At 48.5% G+C, this 21,451-nt stretch carries 22 protein-coding genes; 3 read left to right on the plus strand and 19 right to left on the minus strand.

Translation table 11 applies throughout. The annotated features are described in order from the left end of the window. The first annotated feature begins 184 nt into the window (after positions 1-184). Positions 185-1,495 (plus strand): dicarboxylate/amino acid:cation symporter, encoded by a 1,311-nt coding sequence (locus JYB87_RS11635; RefSeq protein WP_207353661.1) that lies wholly within the window; start codon positions 185-187, stop codon positions 1,493-1,495. A 54-nt stretch (positions 1,496-1,549) separates the two neighbouring features. Here the strand turns inward: JYB87_RS11635 and JYB87_RS11640 are convergent, their stop codons facing one another. The 10 genes from JYB87_RS11640 to JYB87_RS11685 all read right to left on the minus strand — a co-directional run bounded on the left by JYB87_RS11640 (position 1,550) and on the right by JYB87_RS11685 (position 12,645). After that, positions 1,550-2,854 carry an inosine/guanosine kinase gene (locus JYB87_RS11640; protein ID WP_207353662.1) on the minus strand — a complete coding sequence of 435 codons (1,305 nt, stop codon included), beginning with the start codon at positions 2,852-2,854 and terminating at the stop codon, positions 1,550-1,552. A 104-nt stretch (positions 2,855-2,958) separates the two neighbouring features. Beyond that, positions 2,959-3,954 carry a ferrochelatase gene (hemH, locus tag JYB87_RS11645; protein WP_207353663.1) on the minus strand — a complete coding sequence of 332 codons (996 nt, stop codon included), beginning with the start codon at positions 3,952-3,954 and terminating at the stop codon, positions 2,959-2,961. 102 nt (positions 3,955-4,056) lie between these two features. Next, positions 4,057-4,701 (minus strand): adenylate kinase, encoded by a 645-nt coding sequence (gene adk / locus JYB87_RS11650; RefSeq protein ID WP_207353664.1) that lies wholly within the window; start codon positions 4,699-4,701, stop codon positions 4,057-4,059. Positions 4,702-4,886: 185 nt separating this feature from the next. Beyond that, positions 4,887-5,732: a tetratricopeptide repeat protein gene (locus JYB87_RS11655; RefSeq protein ID WP_207353665.1), complete on the minus strand. Its 846-nt coding sequence runs from the start codon at positions 5,730-5,732 to the stop codon at positions 4,887-4,889. A gap of 66 nt (positions 5,733-5,798) precedes the next feature. Next, on the minus strand, positions 5,799-7,712 hold the full coding sequence (htpG, locus tag JYB87_RS11660; RefSeq protein WP_207353666.1) for a molecular chaperone HtpG: 1,914 nt from the start codon (positions 7,710-7,712) through the stop codon (positions 5,799-5,801). A gap of 191 nt (positions 7,713-7,903) precedes the next feature. After that, positions 7,904-8,503, minus strand: a complete 600-nt coding sequence (recR, locus tag JYB87_RS11665) for a recombination mediator RecR (RefSeq protein ID WP_207353667.1) — start codon at positions 8,501-8,503, stop codon at positions 7,904-7,906. A 19-nt stretch (positions 8,504-8,522) separates the two neighbouring features. Beyond that, positions 8,523-8,852, minus strand: coding sequence for a YbaB/EbfC family nucleoid-associated protein (locus tag JYB87_RS11670; protein ID WP_207353668.1), 330 nt, complete (start codon positions 8,850-8,852; stop codon positions 8,523-8,525). Between the two features lie 117 nt (positions 8,853-8,969). After that, complete coding sequence (gene dnaX / locus JYB87_RS11675; RefSeq protein WP_207353669.1) at positions 8,970-11,438, minus strand: DNA polymerase III subunit gamma/tau; 2,469 nt, start codon at positions 11,436-11,438, stop codon at positions 8,970-8,972. Between the two features lie 120 nt (positions 11,439-11,558). Continuing rightward, positions 11,559-12,110 carry an adenine phosphoribosyltransferase gene (apt, locus tag JYB87_RS11680; protein ID WP_207353670.1) on the minus strand — a complete coding sequence of 184 codons (552 nt, stop codon included), beginning with the start codon at positions 12,108-12,110 and terminating at the stop codon, positions 11,559-11,561. Between the two features lie 148 nt (positions 12,111-12,258). Then, positions 12,259-12,645, minus strand: coding sequence for a YbaN family protein (locus tag JYB87_RS11685; RefSeq protein ID WP_207353671.1), 387 nt, complete (start codon positions 12,643-12,645; stop codon positions 12,259-12,261). A gap of 169 nt (positions 12,646-12,814) precedes the next feature. Here JYB87_RS11685 and JYB87_RS11690 point away from each other — a divergent pair, with 169 nt between their 5' ends. Together JYB87_RS11690 and JYB87_RS11695 are read left to right on the plus strand one after the other, a co-directional pair. After that, on the plus strand, positions 12,815-13,756 hold the full coding sequence (locus tag JYB87_RS11690) for a tRNA-dihydrouridine synthase (protein WP_207353672.1): 942 nt from the start codon (positions 12,815-12,817) through the stop codon (positions 13,754-13,756). A 75-nt stretch (positions 13,757-13,831) separates the two neighbouring features. Then, on the plus strand, positions 13,832-14,170 hold the full coding sequence (locus JYB87_RS11695; protein WP_407695815.1) for a TraR/DksA family transcriptional regulator: 339 nt from the start codon (positions 13,832-13,834) through the stop codon (positions 14,168-14,170). Between the two features lie 79 nt (positions 14,171-14,249). Here JYB87_RS11695 and ndk read toward each other — a convergent pair whose 3' ends face one another. From ndk to tgt, 9 genes are all read right to left on the minus strand, one after another. Further along, positions 14,250-14,681: a nucleoside-diphosphate kinase gene (ndk, locus tag JYB87_RS11700; protein ID WP_207353674.1), complete on the minus strand. Its 432-nt coding sequence runs from the start codon at positions 14,679-14,681 to the stop codon at positions 14,250-14,252. A 161-nt stretch (positions 14,682-14,842) separates the two neighbouring features. Beyond that, positions 14,843-15,040 carry a Fe-S cluster assembly protein IscX gene (gene iscX, locus JYB87_RS11705; protein ID WP_207353675.1) on the minus strand — a complete coding sequence of 66 codons (198 nt, stop codon included), beginning with the start codon at positions 15,038-15,040 and terminating at the stop codon, positions 14,843-14,845. Positions 15,041-15,258: 218 nt separating this feature from the next. Next, positions 15,259-16,170: a precorrin-2 dehydrogenase/sirohydrochlorin ferrochelatase family protein gene (locus JYB87_RS11710; RefSeq protein WP_207353676.1), complete on the minus strand. Its 912-nt coding sequence runs from the start codon at positions 16,168-16,170 to the stop codon at positions 15,259-15,261. Next, entirely contained in the window at positions 16,170-16,532 is a 363-nt protein-coding gene (locus tag JYB87_RS11715) for a rhodanese-like domain-containing protein (RefSeq protein WP_207353677.1), read from the minus strand. The genes JYB87_RS11710 and JYB87_RS11715 overlap by 1 nt, the downstream gene beginning before the upstream one ends. 21 nt (positions 16,533-16,553) lie before the next feature. Then, positions 16,554-16,874 (minus strand): putative signal transducing protein, encoded by a 321-nt coding sequence (locus tag JYB87_RS11720; RefSeq protein ID WP_207353678.1) that lies wholly within the window; start codon positions 16,872-16,874, stop codon positions 16,554-16,556. Between the two features lie 226 nt (positions 16,875-17,100). Beyond that, the gene (secF, locus tag JYB87_RS11725) at positions 17,101-18,048 is read right to left on the minus strand and encodes a protein translocase subunit SecF (protein ID WP_207353679.1); all 948 of its coding nucleotides are present in this window, start codon (positions 18,046-18,048) and stop codon (positions 17,101-17,103) included. 14 nt (positions 18,049-18,062) lie between these two features. Next, on the minus strand, positions 18,063-19,916 hold the full coding sequence (gene secD, locus JYB87_RS11730) for a protein translocase subunit SecD (protein WP_207353680.1): 1,854 nt from the start codon (positions 19,914-19,916) through the stop codon (positions 18,063-18,065). Between the two features lie 17 nt (positions 19,917-19,933). After that, entirely contained in the window at positions 19,934-20,266 is a 333-nt protein-coding gene (gene yajC, locus JYB87_RS11735; RefSeq protein ID WP_207353681.1) for a preprotein translocase subunit YajC, read from the minus strand. A 27-nt stretch (positions 20,267-20,293) separates the two neighbouring features. Next, a complete protein-coding gene (tgt, locus tag JYB87_RS11740; RefSeq protein ID WP_207353682.1) occupies positions 20,294-21,418 on the minus strand; it encodes a tRNA guanosine(34) transglycosylase Tgt in 1,125 nt (374 codons plus the stop codon). Positions 21,419-21,451: the final 33 nt, after the last annotated feature.

A 21,451-nucleotide genomic window follows, 5' to 3' on the forward strand; every position in this document is an offset into this window, starting at 1 on the left:
AGCTAATGAGAAATTTGTTTCCGCTATAGCTTAGGATATACAGGGTTTTCACACAATAATTACATACTTAACTCGTGAGGTTTTATTTACTCACAAAATTCTGTGGGGGTTTACAGTTCCCACATAATCCCTTTCTTGCTAGGCTAACGTGGCTATAAAAATTAAAACAATAACAGGAAGAGAAATGTCAGCGAAAAAAAGAAAACTCGGGCTCACAGGTAAAATTCTGATCGCCATGGTGACAGGGTTTTTATTTGGTTATCTACTTCGTGAAATCGCCCCCGACAGTCAGTTCGTAAAGGACTACATATCCGACGGAGTGCTGCACGTCGTCGGAACAATATTTGTTAACTGTTTGAAAATGTTGGTTGTTCCATTAGTATTTGTCTCGCTAGTTTGCGGTACTTGCTCGTTGAGCGATCCGTCAAAGTTGGGTAAATTAGGTGGTAAAACGCTGGCATTTTATCTATTTACTACCGCAATTGCTCTCGCCTTTGCCATCAGTGCGGCGGTAATTTTCCAACCTGGTGCTGGCGGTCAATTAACCGCAAACCTGAGTTACGATGCCAAAGAAGCGCCGGGGTTAGCCGACGTACTGATCAGCATGGTACCCACAAATCCGATTAAAGCGATGACCGATGGTAATATGCTGCAGATTATTATCTTTGCGGTCATATTTGGTTTTGCCGTATCACATGTGGGGGATAAGGGACGCCGAGTAGCTGCGCTGTTTGAAGATCTTAATGAAGTGATCATGAAGGTGGTCACCTTAGTGATGAGCCTTGCGCCATACGGTGTATTCGCTTTGATCGCTAAACTGTCACTGACGTTGGGTGTCGATAAACTCAAAGACGTGTTCATGTATTTTGTTCTAGTGCTGGCAGTACTGATGTTCCACGGCATGGTGGTTTACCCTGTGCTGCTAAAATTCTTCTCTGGCCTCAACCCGTTGATGTTCGTGCGCAAGATGCGTGATGTGCAGTTGTTTGCCTTTAGTACAGCGAGTTCCAATGCCACTCTGCCAGTAACGATGGAAACCGCAGAACACCGGATGGGCGTTAACAACCGCGTTGCCTCATTTACCCTGCCGCTGGGCGCTACCATCAATATGGATGGCACCGCAATTATGCAAGGGGTTGCGACTGTGTTTATTGCTCAGGTCTACAACGTCCATTTGGGCTTTGGTGATTACGTGAGTGTGGTGATAACCGCAACGCTCGCATCTATTGGGACTGCGGGTGTACCTGGCGTAGGCTTGATTATGTTGGCGATGGTACTGAAGCAAGTGGGTCTGCCTGTAGAAGGCATTGCAATGATTATTGGCGTTGACCGTCTGCTGGATATGGTTCGCACTGCAGTCAACGTGACAGGGGATATGGTGGCGACCGTTATCGTCGGTAAATCAGAAAAAGATTTCAATGAGGATGTTTATAACGATTCTGAAGCCGGAAAAACCAAAGGTTTAGAAGAGCAACTCAGTGAGAAATCTGCCTAGTCACTTGATATAATCCATTGTAAAAACGGCGTCCTAACAAGGACGCCGTTTTTATTATCTTTCCCAATAGGCCTCTTCAAGGCTGTCTTCGCGTTCGGGTAAACCGCGCGATAATCGTGGACTATTTTGCGCCAACACTTCATACGCTACACGGTTGGCGTACTTACAAATTTGTGAGAACGAGGAATAACACAAGCCGCCTTTGCTGTGTTTGATAGACCCAGGTACATTGGTCTTATGGAAGGTATTGGCCGCGAGATCATGTAGCAGTGCAGCTAACGCACCATCACCCGCGCCATTGGTATTTAGGATCTGCTCAGGCCCACCCATGTAAGGCGAAATGTGGGCATAGACCTTAATAGGTGCATCACAGTCGCGACGGCGCTTCGGACGCGAAAACTCATAGCGATTAAACTCAGGAATGACCCCCGGCAACAGCAAATGAGCCGTTTCGCGCTTTTCACTCTCTTCAGCGTAACCGGCAGTATAGAGCCCAGTCGCACCCGCCGTGGTCAACACCATATCACACCACTCAAGGGTCGCTTCACTGGCAAGTAGCGGATCATCAAAGCCCGTCAGCGCCAGCCCTTCCTCTTCGTTCATCGCCAGCACAGTGACATGGTCGCGAATAAAATCACGCCAAAACTGCGGATCTTGCTCAATCAAAAAGCGGGTACCTAAAGTCAATACGACAGGAACATCAGCTTCTTTGGCATATTGAATAGCGGTCATGGCGGCTTGAGTAATGCCATCACCTTCAGCTGCCCGCATCAAATAGGCAGATATTACCAGTGCTGAGCTGCCTTGTACCAGCTGTTGATTAATGTACTCAGCCGAAAGCTTATCCATCACCCCTTTGCTAATAGCAAAGGTACGCTCGCCGTTTTCTGAAATCAGGGTAAAACAACGGCCAATAGGTCCATTAACCGGTTGCAGATGATTGAGATCGACTTTAGATGAGGTATCACACAAATAACGATAGGCGTAACTGCCCACCTCAACCTGTCGACTCATCACCCCAAATAATACCGAACGGTCATCTGCCAGAATCGAGTAGTTATGTACCGTATTTCCAATGGTGCCCCCAGCAAACTGACCGCTGATCACCCCTGCAGCTTTGAGCTCCGTATACAGGGCTTCGGCTTGGGTTTCCTCAAGCAGCGTGGAGTTACCTTTCGGCAGTTGATAACGGGCTAACAGCGCATCATCGACCTTAGCTTCAATGTCCACTAAGGTTTGATCAATACCGCATATCCAGGTGCCTGTGGGTTTAGGCTGCTGGATCAGTTGCGCTAATAAGGGATCACGGTTTTTGACTGGGAAATAATGTTTGGACTTACGTTGTCCAGGGAATTTCATAACGGCATCTCTTCGGCATCACGAATATCGCGCAACAGTGTGCAATATTCGCGTCATACTCAAGGGCGGCAGATTCTACCACAGCTTATTAATGTTACCAGCGCTTAACGCCAGCCTTGGCTATGCTGCAGCACCAAATCCGCTAAAAACGCCATATGGTGTTCGTCATCGTTAAGACACGGCACAAAACGGTAAGATTCGCCCCCCGCATGGAGGAAGGTTTCTTTGCCGCCGATGGAGATTTCTTCAAGCGTTTCTAAGCAATCAGCCGCAAACGCGGGGCTGATAATATCGACAGACTTCACCCCTTGCTTAGGCAAACTTTCCAGCGTTTCATCAGTGTACGGTGTGAGCCATGGCTCTTTACCAAAACGCGATTGGAAACACACCATCCATTGCTCTGCATTCAGCTCAAGTTCTTGCGCCAACAACTCCGCAGTCTTATAGCAATGGTCACGATAAGGATCGCCTTCGTTTACGTAACGCTCAGGTACACCGTGAAATGACAGCAGCAGTTTTTGCGATTGACCATGTTGCTGCCAATGCTGACGCACACTGTGTGCCAAGGCTGAGATATAGCCTTTTTTATCGTGATAATCACGAATAAAACGTAACTCAGGCACATCACGACGCGACTTAAGTGTTGCCGCGACCCCATCTACCACACTGGCAACCGTAGAACATGAATACTGCGGATAAAGTGGCAGGACCAATACCTGCTTCACCCCTTTTGCTTCAAGCGCTTTAAGGCCACTATCCAGCGAAGGTTCACCATAGCTCATGCCCAGTTCAACCGGAATATCGATTCCGGTGCGGCTTAACAGCTGGTTTTGCAATGCTTGCTGTTGCTTACGGCTAATCACCATCAGCGGTGAGCCTTCTTGCCACCAAATGGACTCATATAATTTCGCCACTTTGCCTGGGCGGATATTCAAAATGATGCCATTCAGAATGCACCACCACAGCACAGGATTTACATCCACTACCCGCTGATCACTTAAAAACTGCTTTAAAAAAGCCCGTACTGCAGCTTTAGTTGGCGCTGTTGGGGTACCGAGGTTAACCAGAAGCACACCAAAGGGAGGTTGATTAGTTTGCACGTGTCGACATCCTGTTTTCGATTAATGGCGCTAAGTTATCAAAGCGTTAAGCATAAAAAAAGCCTGCGAAGGCAGGCTTTTTCGATTATGAGAATCTACTCATTAAGCTAATGCGGTCACGATAGCGTCGCTGACTGCTGCAACGGCTTGAGTACCGTCGAACTTGCTGTATTTAACATCATTGGTTTCGGCCATTTTGCCATAGTAAGCAACCAATGGTTCAGTTTGCTCGTGATAGATGTTCAGACGTTTGCGCACAGTGGTTTCTTCGTCGTCAGGACGGATCACCAACTCATCGCCAGTCACATCATCTTTGCCTTCCACTTTTGGTGGATTAAATACTACGTGATATACGCGACCAGAACCTGGGTGTACGCGGCGACCGCTCATGCGTTTTACGATTTCTTCATCGGGTACGTCAATTTCGATTACGTGGTCGATCTTGATACCGTTTGCCACCATTGCATCCGCTTGCGGAATAGTGCGAGGAAAACCGTCTAACAGGAATCCGTTAGCGCAATCATCTTGAGCGATACGCTCTTTAACCAAACCAATAATCAAGTCATCAGATACCAGTTGACCAGCATCCATAACTTTCTTGGCTTCCAGACCCAGGGGAGTGCCTGCTTTTACTGCTGCACGCAGCATATCACCAGTAGAAATTTGCGGAATACCGTACTTTTCCATGATGAATTGAGCTTGAGTACCTTTACCGGCACCTGGGGCACCCAGAAGGATAATGCGCATACAAGAGTCCTCTTTTCGCATTGATTTACATGATCAGGGGCGGAATCTTCGCACATTAGGCGGCTATTGAGAAGTCTTTGAACTTCGACTTTAGCCGACTAAGTCGATTATTGCGTAAAGGTCAAATGCCACTTATCTATTACGTTTTGATGATCACACTGCTGATTTTTTATCTGTGACTTTGCTCAATAAAGCAGACTGTACAGCTTACGTCGATATTGGCTGGCAAGCGCATTACCTTGACCAAGCGCCGACAAAATTGTCAGTAATTGCTGCTTCAGCGCGCCATTTGCGGCATTTAAATCTTGCTTAATTGGTGCAAACAGTAATTCTAAAGCCTCTTCATTACGCTGCGCTTGATGCAAAGCGGCAGCGAGTTGACTCAGCACCTCATAATCCGCAGGATTTTGCTCAAACGCTTGCTGCAGAGCGCGAATTTCTGGTGTGTCGGCGGCTTCTTCAGCTAACTTCACTCGCGCCATCAGCGACGCATATTCACCTTGCTTATCTTCTAGCTTCACCGAAGCTAAAAGCGTTTTAGCGGTTTCAACATCACCGATGGTTAGTGCGATGTCCGCATAAGCCAACGTGACTTCTCCGTTTGCCGCTTCGCTGTAAGCTTCTTTAATCACGGGCAACGCAGCGTCGGCTTGCTGATTAGCCAACAGTTGCTTGGCTTCATCAAGTTTAAGCTGCCACATTGCGGGCAGATGTTTGGCCAACATTTCACGAATTTTGGCTTCCGCTAAGCTACCGGCAAAGCCATCCACCGGTTGCCCTTGGCTCAGCAATAAGGTGGTAGGTAAACTTTGGATGCGAAAATAAGACGCTAACTCCATCTGAGTTTCACAGTTAACCGACGCCAGTTGCAGCAGCCCTTGGTACGAGGCAGAGATCTGCTCCATCAACGCCAGCAAGCTTTTAGTTTCAGGCATCTGCTCAGCCCAAAACACCATGGCCACCAGTTTTTCTTTGGAGATATCCACCAACTGCTGAATATTATCTCGGGTCAATTCCATTGCTGTTTGCATAAAATCGGCACCTATTTCAATGGCTGAAAAATAGGAAAAGGGCCATTGCGGCCCTTTTCGGCATCATTATTTAAAACTGCTCAGCAGCATCTTATTCATCAGACTGACAAACTTAGACGGATCTGACAAGCTGCCTTTCTCCGACAACAAGGCTTGTTGCAGCAGCAGCTCACTCCATTCAGCAAACGCAGTCTCATCTTGCAGATCGTTCAAACGTTCCACTAATGGATGGGTTGGGTTGACCTCAAAGATCGGCTTCACTTCTGGCACAGGCTGTCCTGCCGCTTGCATCAGCTTAATCATTTGAGAAGACATTTCACCTTCTCCCACTACCACACAAGCAGGCGTGTCAGTCAGACGCGTAGTGACTTTAACTTCTTTGACTTTATCGCCCAAGGCTTCTTTTACGCGTTTAACTAAGTCTGCAGATTCTGTCGCGATTTTCTCTTGTGCTGCCTTTTCAGTTTCATCTTCAAGGTCACCGAGATCCAAATCACCACGCGTCACTGAATGCAGTTGTTTTTCTTTGTATTCAGTCAGGTGGCTGATTAACCATTCGTCGATACGGTCAGACAGCAACAACACCTCAATGCCTTTTTTACGCAGTAACTCAAGGTGCGGACTGTGGGCTGCAGCTTCATAGCTATCGGCCACAATGTAGTATATGTGTTTCTGGCCTTCTTTCATGCGGCTGATGTAGTCGTCTAACGACACATTTTGCTTAGATGAATCATTATGAGTTGAAGCAAAACGCAGTAAACCGGCGACACGTTCTCTATTGGCGTAATCTTCAGCCGGACCTTCTTTCAACACTTGACCGAACTCAGTCCAAAACTGTTGGTATTTGTCGCTGTCGTCTTTGGCCAGCTTTTCCAACATGCCCAGCACTCGTTTGGTCAAACCAGAACGCATCGCTTGGGTCACTTTGTTATCTTGCAAAATTTCACGCGATACGTTGAGTGGCAAGTCGTTAGAGTCGATCAGCCCTTTCACAAAACGCAGATAAGATGGCATGAATTGTTCAGCGTCATCCATGATGAATACACGTTGAACAAACAACTTCAGCCCGTGCTTGTAATCGCGGTTCCATAAATCCCAAGGCGCTTTGGCTGGGATATACAGCAAACTTGTGTATTCCTGCTTACCTTCTACACGGTTATGGCTCCACGTGACTGGGTCGCCGTAATCGTGCGAAATATGGCGATAGAACTCTTTGTACTCATCGTCGCTCACGTCTGATTTATTGCGGTTCCAAAGCGCGGTGGCTTTGTTCATCACCTTCCATTGACCTTCAGTCGCAGGAATTTTTTCTCCATCCGAACCATCGCGTTCTGGTGTGCCCTCTTCCCACATTTCGACAGGCACTGAGATATGATCAGAGTATTTAGTAATGATTGAACGTAAGCGCCAATCATCAGCAAACTCTTTTTCCTCTTCGCGCAGGTGCAGCACAATTTCAGTACCGCGCGTGTCTTTTACGATGTCAGTGACGGTGAAGCTGCCTTCACCTTCAGATTCCCACTGCACCGCTTTATCTGCAGTATCGCCAGCGGCGCGCGTACGTACCGTTACCTTATCGGCCACGATAAAAGCTGAGTAGAAACCCACACCAAATTGACCAATCAGCTGCGAATCTTTTGCGGCATCGCCAGACAGGTTTTTGAAGAATTCGGCAGTACCAGACTTAGCAATGGTGCCCAAATGTTCGATAACGCTGTCGCGGTTCATGCCCACGCCGTTATCTTCAATAGTGACAGTGCCTTTGTCTTTGTCGGCACTGATGCGGACTCGCAAGTCACCATCACCTTCGTACAATGCATCATTGGTAAGGGCTAGGTAACGCAGCTTGTCAGCGGCGTCGGCAGCGTTCGACACCAGCTCACGTAAGAAAATCTCCTTGTTGGAATACAAAGAGTGGATCATCAAATGCAAAAGTTGTTTTACTTCAGCCTGAAAACCATGAGTTTCTTGTTGTGACATGAATTTCTTCCTCAGTTCATCCGGTTGGACAATCAAAAAAACAGTGTGAAACCTAACTGGATTAAAAGATGGGGGTCATTCAGCGCTTTTCAAGCGTCTAAAAAGACAGATTGCGCAAAAAGCCGACAATCGGCCATTAAAAAGCCCCGCAAATGCGAGGCTCTTCGGGCTAACAACATGATGTGCGATGGTTACAGCTGGATACGTCCGTTGAAAGACAAGGCTAATGTGGTGCTATCCACATACTCAAGCTCACCGCCCACCGGCACACCGTGTGCAATACGGCTAACTTTTACCGCGTAACGGCGAGCAATATCCGCAATATAGTGCGCAGTAGCATCACCTTCGACTGTAGGGTTAGTCGCTAAAATCACCTCGGTAATATCGGCCGATTTTAGGTGCTGTTCAAGCAGGCTTAACCCCAGCTCATCAGGGCCGATACCATCAAGTGGCGACAGATGCCCTAACAACACAAAATAACGGCCAGTGAAATGGCCACCCGCTTCAATCGCCAATACATCAGCAGGAGTTTCTACCACACAGAGAGTGTCAGATTGACCACGTTTACTACTGGCGCAAATAGGACACAAGGACTCTTCGGTAAAGGTGCGACAACTTTGACAATGCCCCACCTCACTCATGGCCTTGGCCAATGCATCAGACAGCTTAAGGCCAGCGTTGCGGTCGCGCTCCAACAATTGAAACGCCATACGCTGCGCTGATTTAGGCCCAACACCGGGCAAGCAACGCAACGAATGGATCAGCTCATCAACAAGCGGACTGAATTTCATGCCATTAACCGACGTTCAATTAAAATGGCATTTTCATACCTGGAGGCAGTTGCATGCCACCAGTCACTTGCGCCATTTTTTCTTTTTGGGTTTCTTCGACACGACGAGCTGCATCGTTGCAAGCTGCCGCAATCAAATCTTCCAGCATCTCTTTGTCATCTTCGAGCAAGCTTGGATCAATTTCGACTTTACGTACGCTGTGGCTGCCTGTCATCGTGACTTTTACCAGACCTGCGCCAGATTCACCGGTAACTTCCATGCGGGCAATCTCTTCCTGCATTTTAGCCATACGCTCTTGCATTTGCTGGGCCTGTTTCATCAGGTTGCCCATACCGCCTTTTCCAAACATATTCAGTTCTCTTTCATTAACAAATAGTGACAGCGAAAACCCGCCCATCTTACCCAAATATTCATGATTCGCAATTTAAAAGCCGTTGAGCTGTAACGAATTCGATCTGGTTAGCATTTACGGCTGAATTAATGCCGTTTTTTCCGCCAGCATTTCACCAGGGTAACTTAGTGAGTCCTCGTCCAATTCAGCGCCCATTTGCGCCATCATCCACTGCACATTGCTATCGGCGATTAACGATGACTTGGCTTGGGCTAATAATTCGCGATTAAAGCGATGACGTATCTCTTGCGGCGTTTCTCGCTGTTCATCCACGCCGACCTCAATAACGGCTTCACAGCTGATACCGAGCACAGCGCTAATCGCCTGCTCCATCTGCACCACAGCCGTTTTAGCAGCCAGATGCTTTTGATCGGGCTTTAGCAATAGTTTTATCTGTTCACCTAATGCGTAACATACGGAGTTAGCAGCTAACTGGCGCACTCGCCCACCAATGTTGATACTTGCCACCAGCTTGTACCAACGTAAATCATCCGCGTGGCCTGTGGGTTGTTCAACCCGGTTTGCTTGGGCTGACTCAGCAGGTACCGAAGCTGCAATATTCGGCTCAACCTCAACAACCGCTGATGATTGCGGCTGTTCAGCACTTGCTGTGGTAGTTGCACCACGTTGAGGTTCACGCGCATCTACCAATGGATTGGTGACTGGAGCCTGCGGTGGCGTTACATCACGGTGTGAAGGCTTTGGTTGCTCTGGCTCAGGAAGAGCTTCACCGGGTTCCTGGGCCGCTTTTTTTAGGCCACGTCCCGGAGAACTCACAGTACTCTCCACGTCATCGGCAGAGAGCGCCTCTATCTCTTTAAGCAAACTATCTCGGCTTGCTAACACCTGATCCAGCAGGTCATCGCCAAAGAGGCTGTCAACAACTGTGGCGACACTGTCCGTTGCCGTAGTGCCTTGAGCAGTAGCGGCTTCATCTGGCTGATTGTTCTGCAAGTCGCTCGCTTCAGCGATTGGCTGACGCTGAGCAGCAGCTGCCGGCGCTTCACCAAACATATCGCCCGTCAGTTCATCGTGAAAAGGCACTTCATAGGTGCCTTGTTCATCAACGGCATCTTCGACCACATACCGCTTTTCAGGCATGGCGTCAGCTGCCGCCATACTGGCATAGGACTGCTCGTTGTCATACTCTGCCGCCATCTTATCGTAGCCTTGATATCCCATACTATCGGCTTGAGAGATGATCAATGCTTGTTCAGCGGCTAAAGCAGCATCATCGGCGTCAGCAAAATCATCGTCATCACTGTCCGAGCTATCGATGACAACCACATCGATGGCAGTTTTTTCTGCCGTCGCCATAACCTGAGGCCGCGAGGCATTTTCAGCACCATGTTGAACTGGCGCTGGTGTTGCACTCGCCGATTTGACCGCTGCTGCACTCAGAGTTGGCAATTGAATAGATTCTACGCGGCTGTCATCTGTGGCCAGCCAACGAGTCGGAGTGGCTTTCGGTTCGAAGGCAACGGCTCGTAGCAGTGCCATTTCCAGTCCTGACTTAGGATCCGGCGCAAACGGCAAATCTTTACGGCCATGAAGCAACAGTTGGTAATAAAGCTGCACCTGCTCGGGAGGCAATGCCACCGCGAATGCCTTAATCTGCTCAGCATAGATCGCCAGTTGTGCCGCCGCAGGGGCAAATTGGGCTAAGGTGATTTGGTGAAGCAACTCCAACAAGCTGCGTAAAATTTCGTTGGCATCAGCGCCAAACGCTAACACTTTGTCGGCTTGGGTCAATAACTGGGCAATATCGCCATTCACTAACGCTTGCAGCAAAGTGAGCACTTGGCGCTCATCAACGGAGCCGAGCATTTTCTGCACCTGCTCCAGCATCACTTGACCGGCACCAAAGGCAATAGCTTGATCGGTTAGACTTAATGCATCACGCATACTGCCGTTAGCGGCTTTGGCCAACAAGTCCACTGCAGCGGCATCAGTCGGCACCTGCTCTTGCGCTAAAATATGAGTCAATTGAGCGCCAATGTCTTGCTGGCTCAAACTCTTCAAGTTGAACTGCAAGCAGCGCGACAACACAGTCACAGGCAGCTTCTGCGGATCAGTCGTGGCCAACAGGAATTTTACGTGTTCAGGGGGCTCTTCTAACGTTTTTAGCAACGCGTTAAAGCTGCTGCGCGAGAGCATGTGAACTTCGTCAATCAGATACACTTTGAAGCGGCCACGTGTTGGCCGATATTGCACGTTATCTAGCAGCTCACGGGTGTCATCTACTTTGGTGCGAGACGCCGCATCGACTTCAATCAGGTCGACAAATCGCCCTTGGGCAATCTCTTGGCAACTGGAACATTCACCGCAAGGATTTGCAGTGATTCCTGTCTCGCAGTTGAGCCCTTTGGCAAACAGTCTCGCTAAACTGGTTTTACCAACGCCGCGCGTGCCGGTGAAGAGATAAGCGTGATGCAAGCGCTGCTGACCGAGCGCATTGGTTAATGCATGCAAGACATGGGACTGGCCCACAACTTGTTCAAAGTTGGCAGGTCGCCATTTTCTGGCTAATACCTGATATGACATGAAACTCCCCAAATAACATTGGCTTGATATTGCGGGAGCAAGCTCCGCGGATCGTCAAACAATACCATGCAGATTCAAGACATGCTATTGCTACGATCCGAGGTGCGAGTAATTGCGGAATTAATCCCCTTCAAACTCACATAGTTTGGAGATTTCTAATCCCATATTGATCAAACGCTGCTCACCACCTAAGTCTGGCAGAGAGATAACGAACGCCGCATGAGCAACTTCCCCACCCAAACGGCGGATCAGTTTAACGGTGGCTTCAATAGTGCCACCCGTGGCCAGTAGGTCATCAACCACCAACACTTTGTCACCCGCTACGATGGCATCTTTATGCATCTCGAGCGTGTCATGACCATATTCCAGCTCGTAGCTCTCAGCAATGGTTTCACGCGGCAGTTTTCCCGGCTTACGAACTGGCACAAAACCTACGCCTAGCTCCAGCGCCAGTGGTGCGCCAAACAGGAAACCACGGGCTTCGGTACCCACCACTTTGGTGAAGCCGAGGTCTTTATACTGTTCAACAAAGCTACGGATAGTTAATTGGTAAGCAACAGGATCTTCCAACAAACTGGTGACATCGCGAAACATGATGCCCGGCTTCGGATAGTCAGGAATGGTTTTGATACTCTGCTTGATTAGCGCCAACTGCTCGGTATTTATTGCCATAATTTCAATACTTAATTTGACGGGTTTACCCTGTCTTTACCAACAAAAAGGCCCACCCAAGGTGGACCTCATCTAAAATCCGGCTAAAGCTTAAGCCGCTTTGACTATGGTTGCAACCGCAATCGGGCGTTTGTGCGGCAACGGTTGCTTATTTAGCCGGCAGTGTTTGGATGGCGTTTGTTTCGTTTTGACGCCAAATAAAGATCATCAAACTGATAAATAATCCCACTAACAATAACTTGACCCAGATAAGTGGCACAAAGTAAATGCTGACAGCAAAACTGAGCGCGGAAAACACCGATGCTCGCACTTTGATAGGTCGGCGGATCACACGCGATTGATTCCAATCCGCAAGCGGTGCACCAAAGCGAGGATGCTCATGCAACCAGCGATGTAATCTTGGGCTCGAACGGGCAAAACAAAACCCCGCCAGCAATAGAAACGGCACGGTGGGTAACAAGGGTAGAAAAATACCAATCACACCGAGCCCGACAGCCAGCAAGCCTGAAATTAAATAGAAACTACGTTTCAGCATTCAATGCACCAAATGAAAACAATTCTCAGTTATCCAGTTTAGCTAAAATGGCTTAAATACCCAAGTCTGCCCCAACAGATTAGCGCAATCGAAAACTGCTGTGACGAGATTGGGCAAGAAACGGTTTTACGGTAGAATGCGCAGCCCGTTATCATGAGGTTTAGCCCACGTGAGAGTTATCCTAGCCCCGATGGAAGGGGTTGTTGACCATTTAATGCGAGAATTACTGTCCAGTATCAATCACTACGATTTGCTGGTCACCGAATTCGTGCGTGTTGTTGATCAACTTTTGCCCGAGAAAGTGTTTTACCGTTTATGCCCAGAGTTGCAACAGCAAGGCAAAACGCTTGCTGGAACGCCGGTACGCGTGCAACTGTTGGGACAAGATCCTCAATGCATGGCAGATAATGCCATCACCGCCATTAATCTCGGCTCTCACGGTGTTGATGCGAACTTTGGCTGCCCAGCCAAAATGGTAAATCGCAGCAATGGCGGCGCTATACTGTTGCGCTGTCCTGAACGAGTACACGATATTGTCAAAGCAATGCGTCAAACCGTTCCCAGCGATCAGCCGGTGACAGCCAAAATACGTTTAGGCTTTGATGACCGTTCGCTGTACATGGAAAACGCACTAGCTGTATATGAAGCTGGCGCAACAGAGCTTGCCGTTCATGCACGCAGTAAAGTTGATGGATACCGTCCTCCGGCCTACTGGGAATACATTCGTGATATTCGTGAACGTCTACCGATCCCGGTTATCGCCAATGGCGAAATCTGGAATCAGCAGGATGCCTTGCGATGCCAAGAAGTGACCGGCTGTACTGATCTTATGATTGGACGAGGTGCCATTGCGATGCCAAATTTGGCAAATGCAATCAAGGGCTCTGAAACGCCCTACTCTTGGCAGCAAACCTTGCAACTGCTGCTGCAATATACCCAATATGAGCACGAGAAAAACCTCTATTTCCCCGCGCGGATTAAACAGTGGTTTAGCTACCTTAATCGTCAATATCCAGAAGCTGATGAACTTTTCCGGCAACTTCGCCTGCTCAAAACGCGGGAGGAGATCATCTCTTTGTTAGAAACTAGCGCCGTCACACTGCAAAAGTAGCTGAAGTTGATCAGAGTCATAGTGAGCCGTTACCAGCCAACTAGACTAGTAAGTTAGCGACCACTGAAGGGCGACGTGATCATGCAGCAAATTAGACAACGATTGTCGATTATAGAAATGGAACTCAGAAGTGAATTGGCGGCCTTGGCACCCGAATGGCAAGCGTTACTGCTTAGCGATGTAATCGAGCAGATGGCTAGCCATGACATGTGTCATCATGCCCTGTATTCAAAGCTGGTGCGTCTTGACGCGGCACTATGCCAATTGGACATTGGCTTATATGGTTTGTGTTCAGATTGTGAAGCAGATATTGAGGCTGAAAGGCTGAGTGCCGATCCGACTGAACAGCGTTGCCACCATTGTGATGACCAGTATAATCTTCAACATCGGCAAGAGCTAAGACTGAGCCATTAGCGTTACACAGATAGCAAAAGTGACAACAAAAAAGCGCGTGCTAAGACGCGCTTTTTCAACTTCTACACGACCGTAAAAATTAACGAGTACGTGGGCAGATTTCGTCAGCTGCGAAGAAGTATGCAATTTCACGTTCTGCAGAAGCCAAAGCGTCTGAACCGTGAACTGCGTTTTCATCGATGCTGTCTGCGTAGTCAGCGCGCAGAGTACCGCGAGCTGCTTGAGCTGGGTTAGTTGCACCCATGATTTCACGGTTTGCCAGAACAGCGTTTTCGCCTTCCAGAACTTGAACCATGATAGGACCAGAAGTCATGAAGCTAACCAGCGCACCAAAGAAAGGACGCTCGCTGTGCTCAGCGTAGAAGCCTTCAGCCTGTTCTTTAGTCAGGTGAACCATTTTAGATGCAATGATTTTCAGGCCAGCGCTTTCAAAACGGCTGTAGATTGCACCGATGTGGTTTTTTGCAACTGCATCAGGCTTGATGATAGAAAAAGTACGTTCAATCGCCATTGTTAAGGTTCCTAAATCAGCGAAGTTAAATTTCGCGCGGATTATACGAAATAACGATTGAAAATCCTAATCGAATCTCACAAAAGCGAGGTTTTTAAGGAGATAGCGCAATCTTGCTCGCATTTTTACTGCGAGCAAGAGCACAGTTCGGCAGTGAGCGGTTACTTTTCTTCAATCCAGCACTTTTGTACGGCTTCCAAAATGCGCTCGTTACAGTGCCGAGGATCATCATCAAATGCGTCTAACGCCATAATCCAATTGAATAAATCGGTGAAGCGAACCGCTTCTGGTTCAACCTCTGGATAGGCTTCTAACAGTTCTAAGGCGATGTCTAATGAATCGGTCCATTTAAGCTTCATAACGCCTCCTCAATTCAACGTAGGGGAGAATATGTAAAGCTTAGCAGCATTCATTGAATTCATACTATTCAACGCGCATTTTCATCAGCATTGTAACTATCGATAACCATAAGCATAACAACCAGCTATCAGTTCGCTACCGTTCAATAACGCATAAGGTTTATTGCCTCGTGCAAAGACAAAAAAGGTGTCTTGTGCAAGGCTTGCAATCCCTAATGCTAAATCGCGCCCGGACGCAAATGCTTCGCAAACGGAAAGGCAATTTTTAGTCGGTCAACGTCCGCCGCCGGTAACACCAGCAATAACTTCTTACCGTGCTCCCGCGCTTGTAACAACTCGCTATTGGTCAGCATCGGCAAACGCTCTGCGTCTCGACGCATCAGTTCAGCAATGGGGTCAGGAATAGGCGCTAGGCTTACCACAGCGTCAATACGCTGCATCAAAGGTAACGCTGCTAGTGGCAACAGTTCTGCGGGGCAATCTTCGCACACCAGTAACAACTCGCCATGGCTAATATCAGCCGCAAAACTCTGCTGATATTTTTGCAATGTGTGGCCATCAAAATGCTCGCCATTGGCGGCAAAAAATCGCTCCCAAAAGCGGCGGCGTTCAGCGCCCGAGCTAATACGCTGTTGCACTTCAGTGCGCTTTTCTGCAATAAAATCAAAAAGCGGCGCGAGACTGACGGGCAACATCGCTTCGAGTTTAGCACGAATATCTCGCGCAAATACTGGCGCAGCTCCGGCGGTGCTGATGGCGACGACTAAGCGGCCACGGTCGACAATCGATGGGGTAATGAAATCACAAGCGCTTGGTGTATCAACCACATTCACCAACGCGCCCAGCGCTTTCGCTAGGCGTGCGAGTTCCAAGTTTAAGGTCTGATCCGCCGTGGCGATATACACCAGTTCACGTTGATGCAGATCTGTCTCAGTAACGCGGCGCTGGGCTAAAGCGATTCGCCCAGCCTGCGCATAGGCGAGCACACCCGCACTCACCTCAGGCGCGATCACCTCAATGATCGCATCAGTACGGCACAATAAATCTAACTTGCGACAGGCAACGTCTCCGGCACCAATCACTAACACACGTAACTGCTGGGTATTGAGAAATAGCGGGAAATACTGCATTAATCCGTCACCAAAGGTAACTGTTTTTCACACCAACCGCGATAACCACCTACTAACGAAAATACCTGGTTATATCCCATCAATTGGAGATTGTGGCAGCTCAATGCAGAACGGAATCCACCGCCGCAATACAACACTAGCGCTGCGTCTTTATCGGGGAAGCGTACCTCAATATCGCGCTCAATAATGCCGCGGCCGATATGAATCGCATTAGGCAGATGATCTAGTTGCCACTCATGGTCTTCGCGAACATCGATCAATGTCCACGCTTGCGGTTGTGCTAAGTAGTCTTCAGCAGAAATTTCAGTGATGTTTGGCAGAATGGCTTCCACCAAGGCAAGAAAGCCAGGGCTGTGATGCATGAATGCTCCAAAGTCAAAGAATTAGCCGTTATGAGACTCACTGCGCTCGGCGCTGCATTGCCAACAGAGCTCAAAACTAGCATGGTTAAATTCATGACACTGTACACATTGCCACTGGGGTTGTTCAACATCTAACGCAGCTAATGCCAGTTGTGCTTGTTCAGCTTGACCTGAAAACACCCATAACTGCACACTCTGCGCATCAACGGGCAGTTCACCAACGCCGCCCATTAACGCTTCGCCCCGCAGTTCAACTTCGATGCCGCTCGCCTCCAACATGCCCTTCCACGTATGTGCTTGCAACAAATTGCCACTGGCAATCAACACTTTTCTCTGTTCCATGTACTGCACTACTCCAACCGTAACTGCTTGAATAAGCTCTCAGGAATCACGCTAGGTGACAACTCATGTGGTGTGTTGGCTCATGCTACAGCTAAAAAATGAACAGTGTCGAGGGATAGCCCACATATTGTTCACTTTTTATCAACAAAACATGATGGACTTTTGGCTAATACAGCAAAGACAAAAGCCACCGCGAAGGGTGGCTTTTTATATCAACTAACGAAGGTTAAGGCATGATGCTGGGTTGATCAGCGCCTTCTTTTTCAATTTGTACCGGCATCATATGTTCACGATTTACCCCGAGGCGCAGTGCCAAGTAACTCGCAACATAAATTGATGAGTAAGTACCTACCACAATCCCCATCAGCAACGCGGTCGCAAAACCGTGGATCATGGTGCCGCCTTTCAAAAAGAGTGCAACCACGGTAATCAAGGTCGTGCCCGTGGTAATAACGGTACGGCTCATTGTCTGCGTGATAGAGGCGTTAATCACTTCTCTCGGATCAGCTTTACGCATCTTGAGGAAGTTTTCACGGATACGGTCATACACCACGATAGTATCGTTCAGTGAGTAACCAACCACAGTTAATACCCCGGCCAGAACTGTCAAATCGAACTCAAGTTGCAGTACGGAGAACAGCCCCAAGGTCACGATAACGTCGTGCGCCAACGCGGCTACTGCGCCCATTGACAGACGCCATTCAAAGCGGAACGCCACGTAGATCAAAATACAGAGCAGAGCGACAAATACCGCCATTCCGCCTTGCTCAGCAAGTTCTTGACCAACTTGCGGTCCAACAAACTCAACACTTTTTTGAACTACGTCAGCATCTTGCTTCTGTGCCGCAATCATCACCAATTTCACTTGGTCATCACTTTTGGCACCCGCTTCGGTTTGCAAACGCACCACCACATCACGGCTTGAACCAAAGTTCTGTACTACAGCACTTTCTGTTGGGCCCTCTGCGAGTATGTCACGCAGCGAGTTCAGATCGGCAGGCTTACTGAAGTTGAGGACTACAGAAGTACCACCAGTGAAATCAAGGCCCCAGTTAATCCCTTTAGTACCCAGCGACACCAGCGATGCAAGCACCAGAATCATCGACATGATACTGATAGGTACAGCGTGACGCAGGAAGTTAACTGAATCTTTAAAATTTAAAATCTGTAACATCGTCGGTAGTCCCCTTAAATCGACAACTTCTTAAGACGCTTACCGCCCCACAGCGCGTTAACGACCGAACGAGTACCCACAATCGCTGTAAACATTGAGGTCAGGATACCGATCATCAGTGTCACCGCGAAGCCTTTAATCGCACCGGTACCCACTGCAAACAAAATCAGCGCTGTAATAAAGGTGGTGATGTTGGCATCAGCGATGGTTGAAAATGCGTTGGCGTAACCTTCGTGGATTGCTTGTTGAATAGAACGTCCGGCACGTAACTCTTCACGAATACGTTCGTAAATCAGTACGTTACCATCCACAGCCATACCAACAGTCAGCACCATACCGGCAATACCAGGCAAAGTCAGTACTGCACCGGGGATCATCGACATCACGCCAACAACCATGATCAAGTTAAATGACAGCGCTAAGTTTGCGATGAAACCGAAAGCTCGGTAGTAAATCATCATAAACAGCAGCACAACCGCCATACCCCAGATCATCGCCTGCAAGCCATTTTCAATGTTTTCAGCACCGAGGCTAGGACCAATCGTTCGTTCTTCGACAATCGATACCGGCGCAATCAAGGCACCAGCACGCAGCAACAAGGCTAAGTTTTGCGATTCAGCATGTGTCAACCCAGTAATCACGAAGTTACGTCCCAGACGCGCCTGAATGGTCGCAACTGAAATCACTTCTTCGACTTTGGTCATTTTGACCGTGCCATCTGGATTACGCAGACCACTGTCTTTGTACTCAATGTACAAGGTCGCCATCGGTTTACCGATGTTGTCTTTGGTCACGTTAGAGAAGATGGTACCGCCTTTCGCATCTAGGTTGATGCTCACTTGCGGACGACTGTATTGGTCAAATGATGGCTGTGCGCCCGTGATATGGTCACCGGTCAGCATAACTTCTTTCTGCAGAATCACCTCGCCGCCTTCACGACGTTTGAAGATCTCAGAGGTTGCCGGCAAACGACCCGCTAAAGCATTTTGCAGATCTGTCTTCTGGTCGACCATATGGAACTCGATTGACGCAGTCGCACCCAAAATTTCTTTGGCGCGAGCGGTATCTTGAACACCTGGCAACTCAACGATAATCCGCTCTGCACCTTGGCGTTGTACCACAGGCTCAGCAACACCCAGCTCGTTTACACGGTTACGAATAGTGGTGATGTTTTGTGTCAAAGCGTCTTCTTTGATCTGCTTCAGATAAGGCTCGCTCATGGTGGCAAGCAGCTTGTAGTTTTCGCCTTCTGAGGCATCCGCGAAGACCATTTCGTTGTTTGAGCGGGTTTTCAAAAACGCTTCAGCTTGCGCCACACTTTCTGCATCACGAAACGCAATTTCGATACCCTTTGGTGTCACTTTCACACCGGAGTAACGAATGCGCTCTTCACGCAGTTGTGAACGGAAATCCGCAATTTTTGCTTCTTCCATCTTGCGAATCGCTTCGCTCATATCAACTTCCATTAGGAAGTGAACGCCGCCACGCAAGTCCAAACCGAGCTTCATCGGTGCACCACCGACATTTTCCAACCATTGAGGCACGGCTGGCGCTAAGTTCAGCGCTACAGAAAAACCATCACCCAAGGTTTGCGCGATAGCTTCTTTAGCAAGCAATTGATCTTCACTGCTGGTCACACGCACCAACAACTGACCATTTTCAAGTTCTGAACGCTTAACTTGAATGCCTTTCGCTGCCAATAGATCTGTGACTTGTCGCTGAGTAGTTTCAGTCACAGTAGCACCACGAGTGCCAACAACCTGTACTGCGTTATCCTCACCGAAGAGGTTAGGCAGGGCATAGAAAGTCCCGATGGCGAGGAACACAATCACCATCAGGTTTTTCCACATTGGATATTTATTTAACACGCCTTAGCCCCCTTGGCTTACAGCGACTGAATAGAGCCTTTTGGCAATACCGCCGCAATATAATCTTTCTTGATAGTGATCTGAGTATCTTCGTTCAGACTGATCAGCACGTAGTCGTTGTCATCTGCAATTTTGGCGATTTTGCCAACCAGACCACCGTTAGTGAGGATCTCATCGCCTTTTGACAAAGCAGACATCAAATTTTTGTGCTCTTTCACCCGCTTAGACTGTGGGCGGAAAATCATGAAATAGAACACTAACCCCATCAGGATCAGCATAATCATCAATTGGAAAGTACCACCTTCTTGTGGTGCGCCAGGAGCGCTTGCGTAGGCATTTGCGATAAACATACTTTTTCTCTTCTTATATCAGTGGATTTAATCAAGTAATTCGGGCACTTCACGGCCCTGACGAGTGTAAAAGTCCCTTACAAAGGCGTCTAATGTACCTGTCTCAATGGCGCCGCGCAAACCCTGCATCAATCTTTGGTAGTAGCGCAGATTGTGGATGGTGTTTAAGCGAGCACCAAGCATTTCATTGCAGCGATCAAGGTGATGCAGGTAGGCGCGCGAGTAGTGCTTACAGGTGTAGCAATCACAGCCTTGTTCCAGCGGAGATGTATCATCACGATGACGGGCGTTACGAATTTTAATCACCCCATCGGCGGTGAACAGATGACCATTACGCGCATTTCGGGTGGGCATCACGCAGTCGAACATATCCACGCCACGACGAACACCTTCAACCAAATCTTCCGGTTTACCCACGCCCATCAAGTAACGTGGTTTATCCGCCGGAATTTTTGGACAAACATGTTCCAATACGCGGTGCATATCTTCTTTGGGCTCGCCTACCGCCAAGCCACCGATGGCATAACCATCGAAACCAATCTTCAGCAGGCCATCAAGGCTTTCATCACGCAGATGCTCGTAAACACTGCCCTGAATAATCCCGAACAGCGCATTAGGGTTTTCCAGTCGGTCGAATTCATCGCGTGAACGTTGTGCCCAACGCAGTGACATCTGCATTGATTTACGCGCTTCATCAACGGTTGCTGGGTATGGCGTACATTCGTCAAAAATCATGACGACGTCCGAGCCCAGAGAATGCTGAATTTGCATTGATTTTTCTGGGTCAAGAAAGATTTTTTCGCCATTGATTGGTGAGCGGAAATGCACACCTTCTTCGGTGATTTTACGAATATCACCCAAGCTAAATACTTGGAAACCACCCGAGTCAGTCAGAATAGGACGCTGCCAGTTCATGAAATCATGCAGATCGCCATGCTTACGCATCACTTCTTCACCAGGACGCAGCCACAGGTGGAAGGTGTTACCCAGCAGAATATCGGCGCCTGTTTCTCTCACTTCTTCAGGCGTCATCCCTTTGACCGTACCGTAGGTACCCACCGGCATAAACGCTGGCGTTTCTACAGTACCGCGTTCAAAAACTAAACGTCCGCGACGGGCGCGTCCATCTGTTGTTTGTAGTTCAAACTTCATGTGTTACCTCGTCAGAGAAACAGTCTGACTTGT

The organism is Shewanella avicenniae (assembly GCF_017354945.1).
Lineage (GTDB): Bacteria > Pseudomonadota > Gammaproteobacteria > Enterobacterales > Shewanellaceae > Shewanella > Shewanella avicenniae.

Excerpts from the sequence above, each read along its gene's own strand:
- recR (WP_207353667.1), bottom strand. The coding sequence starts at position 8,503 with ATGAAATTCAGTCCGCTTGTTGATGAGCTGATCCATTCGTTGCGTTGC.
- JYB87_RS11655 (WP_207353665.1), bottom strand. The coding sequence starts at position 5,732 with ATGCAAACAGCAATGGAATTGACCCGAGATAATATTCAGCAGTTGGTG.
- yajC (WP_207353681.1), bottom strand. The coding sequence starts at position 20,266 with ATGTTTATCGCAAATGCCTACGCAAGCGCTCCTGGCGCACCACAAGAA.
- JYB87_RS11685 (WP_207353671.1), bottom strand. The coding sequence starts at position 12,645 with ATGCTGAAACGTAGTTTCTATTTAATTTCAGGCTTGCTGGCTGTCGGG.
- dnaX (WP_207353669.1), bottom strand. The coding sequence starts at position 11,438 with ATGTCATATCAGGTATTAGCCAGAAAATGGCGACCTGCCAACTTTGAA.
- iscX (WP_207353675.1), bottom strand. The coding sequence starts at position 15,040 with ATGAAGCTTAAATGGACCGATTCATTAGACATCGCCTTAGAACTGTTA.
- apt (WP_207353670.1), bottom strand. The coding sequence starts at position 12,110 with ATGGCAATAAATACCGAGCAGTTGGCGCTAATCAAGCAGAGTATCAAA.
- secF (WP_207353679.1), bottom strand. The coding sequence starts at position 18,048 with ATGTTACAGATTTTAAATTTTAAAGATTCAGTTAACTTCCTGCGTCAC.
- JYB87_RS11710 (WP_207353676.1), bottom strand. The coding sequence starts at position 16,170 with ATGCAGTATTTCCCGCTATTTCTCAATACCCAGCAGTTACGTGTGTTA.
- adk (WP_207353664.1), bottom strand. The coding sequence starts at position 4,701 with ATGCGCATTATCCTTCTGGGTGCCCCAGGTGCCGGTAAAGGTACTCAA.
- ndk (WP_207353674.1), bottom strand. The coding sequence starts at position 14,681 with ATGGCGATTGAACGTACTTTTTCTATCATCAAGCCTGATGCAGTTGCA.
- JYB87_RS11640 (WP_207353662.1), bottom strand. The coding sequence starts at position 2,854 with ATGAAATTCCCTGGACAACGTAAGTCCAAACATTATTTCCCAGTCAAA.
- htpG (WP_207353666.1), bottom strand. The coding sequence starts at position 7,712 with ATGTCACAACAAGAAACTCATGGTTTTCAGGCTGAAGTAAAACAACTT.
- JYB87_RS11635 (WP_207353661.1), top strand. The coding sequence starts at position 185 with ATGTCAGCGAAAAAAAGAAAACTCGGGCTCACAGGTAAAATTCTGATC.
- tgt (WP_207353682.1), bottom strand. The coding sequence starts at position 21,418 with ATGAAGTTTGAACTACAAACAACAGATGGACGCGCCCGTCGCGGACGT.
- JYB87_RS11720 (WP_207353678.1), bottom strand. The coding sequence starts at position 16,874 with ATGGAACAGAGAAAAGTGTTGATTGCCAGTGGCAATTTGTTGCAAGCA.
- JYB87_RS11670 (WP_207353668.1), bottom strand. The coding sequence starts at position 8,852 with ATGTTTGGAAAAGGCGGTATGGGCAACCTGATGAAACAGGCCCAGCAA.
- JYB87_RS11715 (WP_207353677.1), bottom strand. The coding sequence starts at position 16,532 with ATGCATCACAGCCCTGGCTTTCTTGCCTTGGTGGAAGCCATTCTGCCA.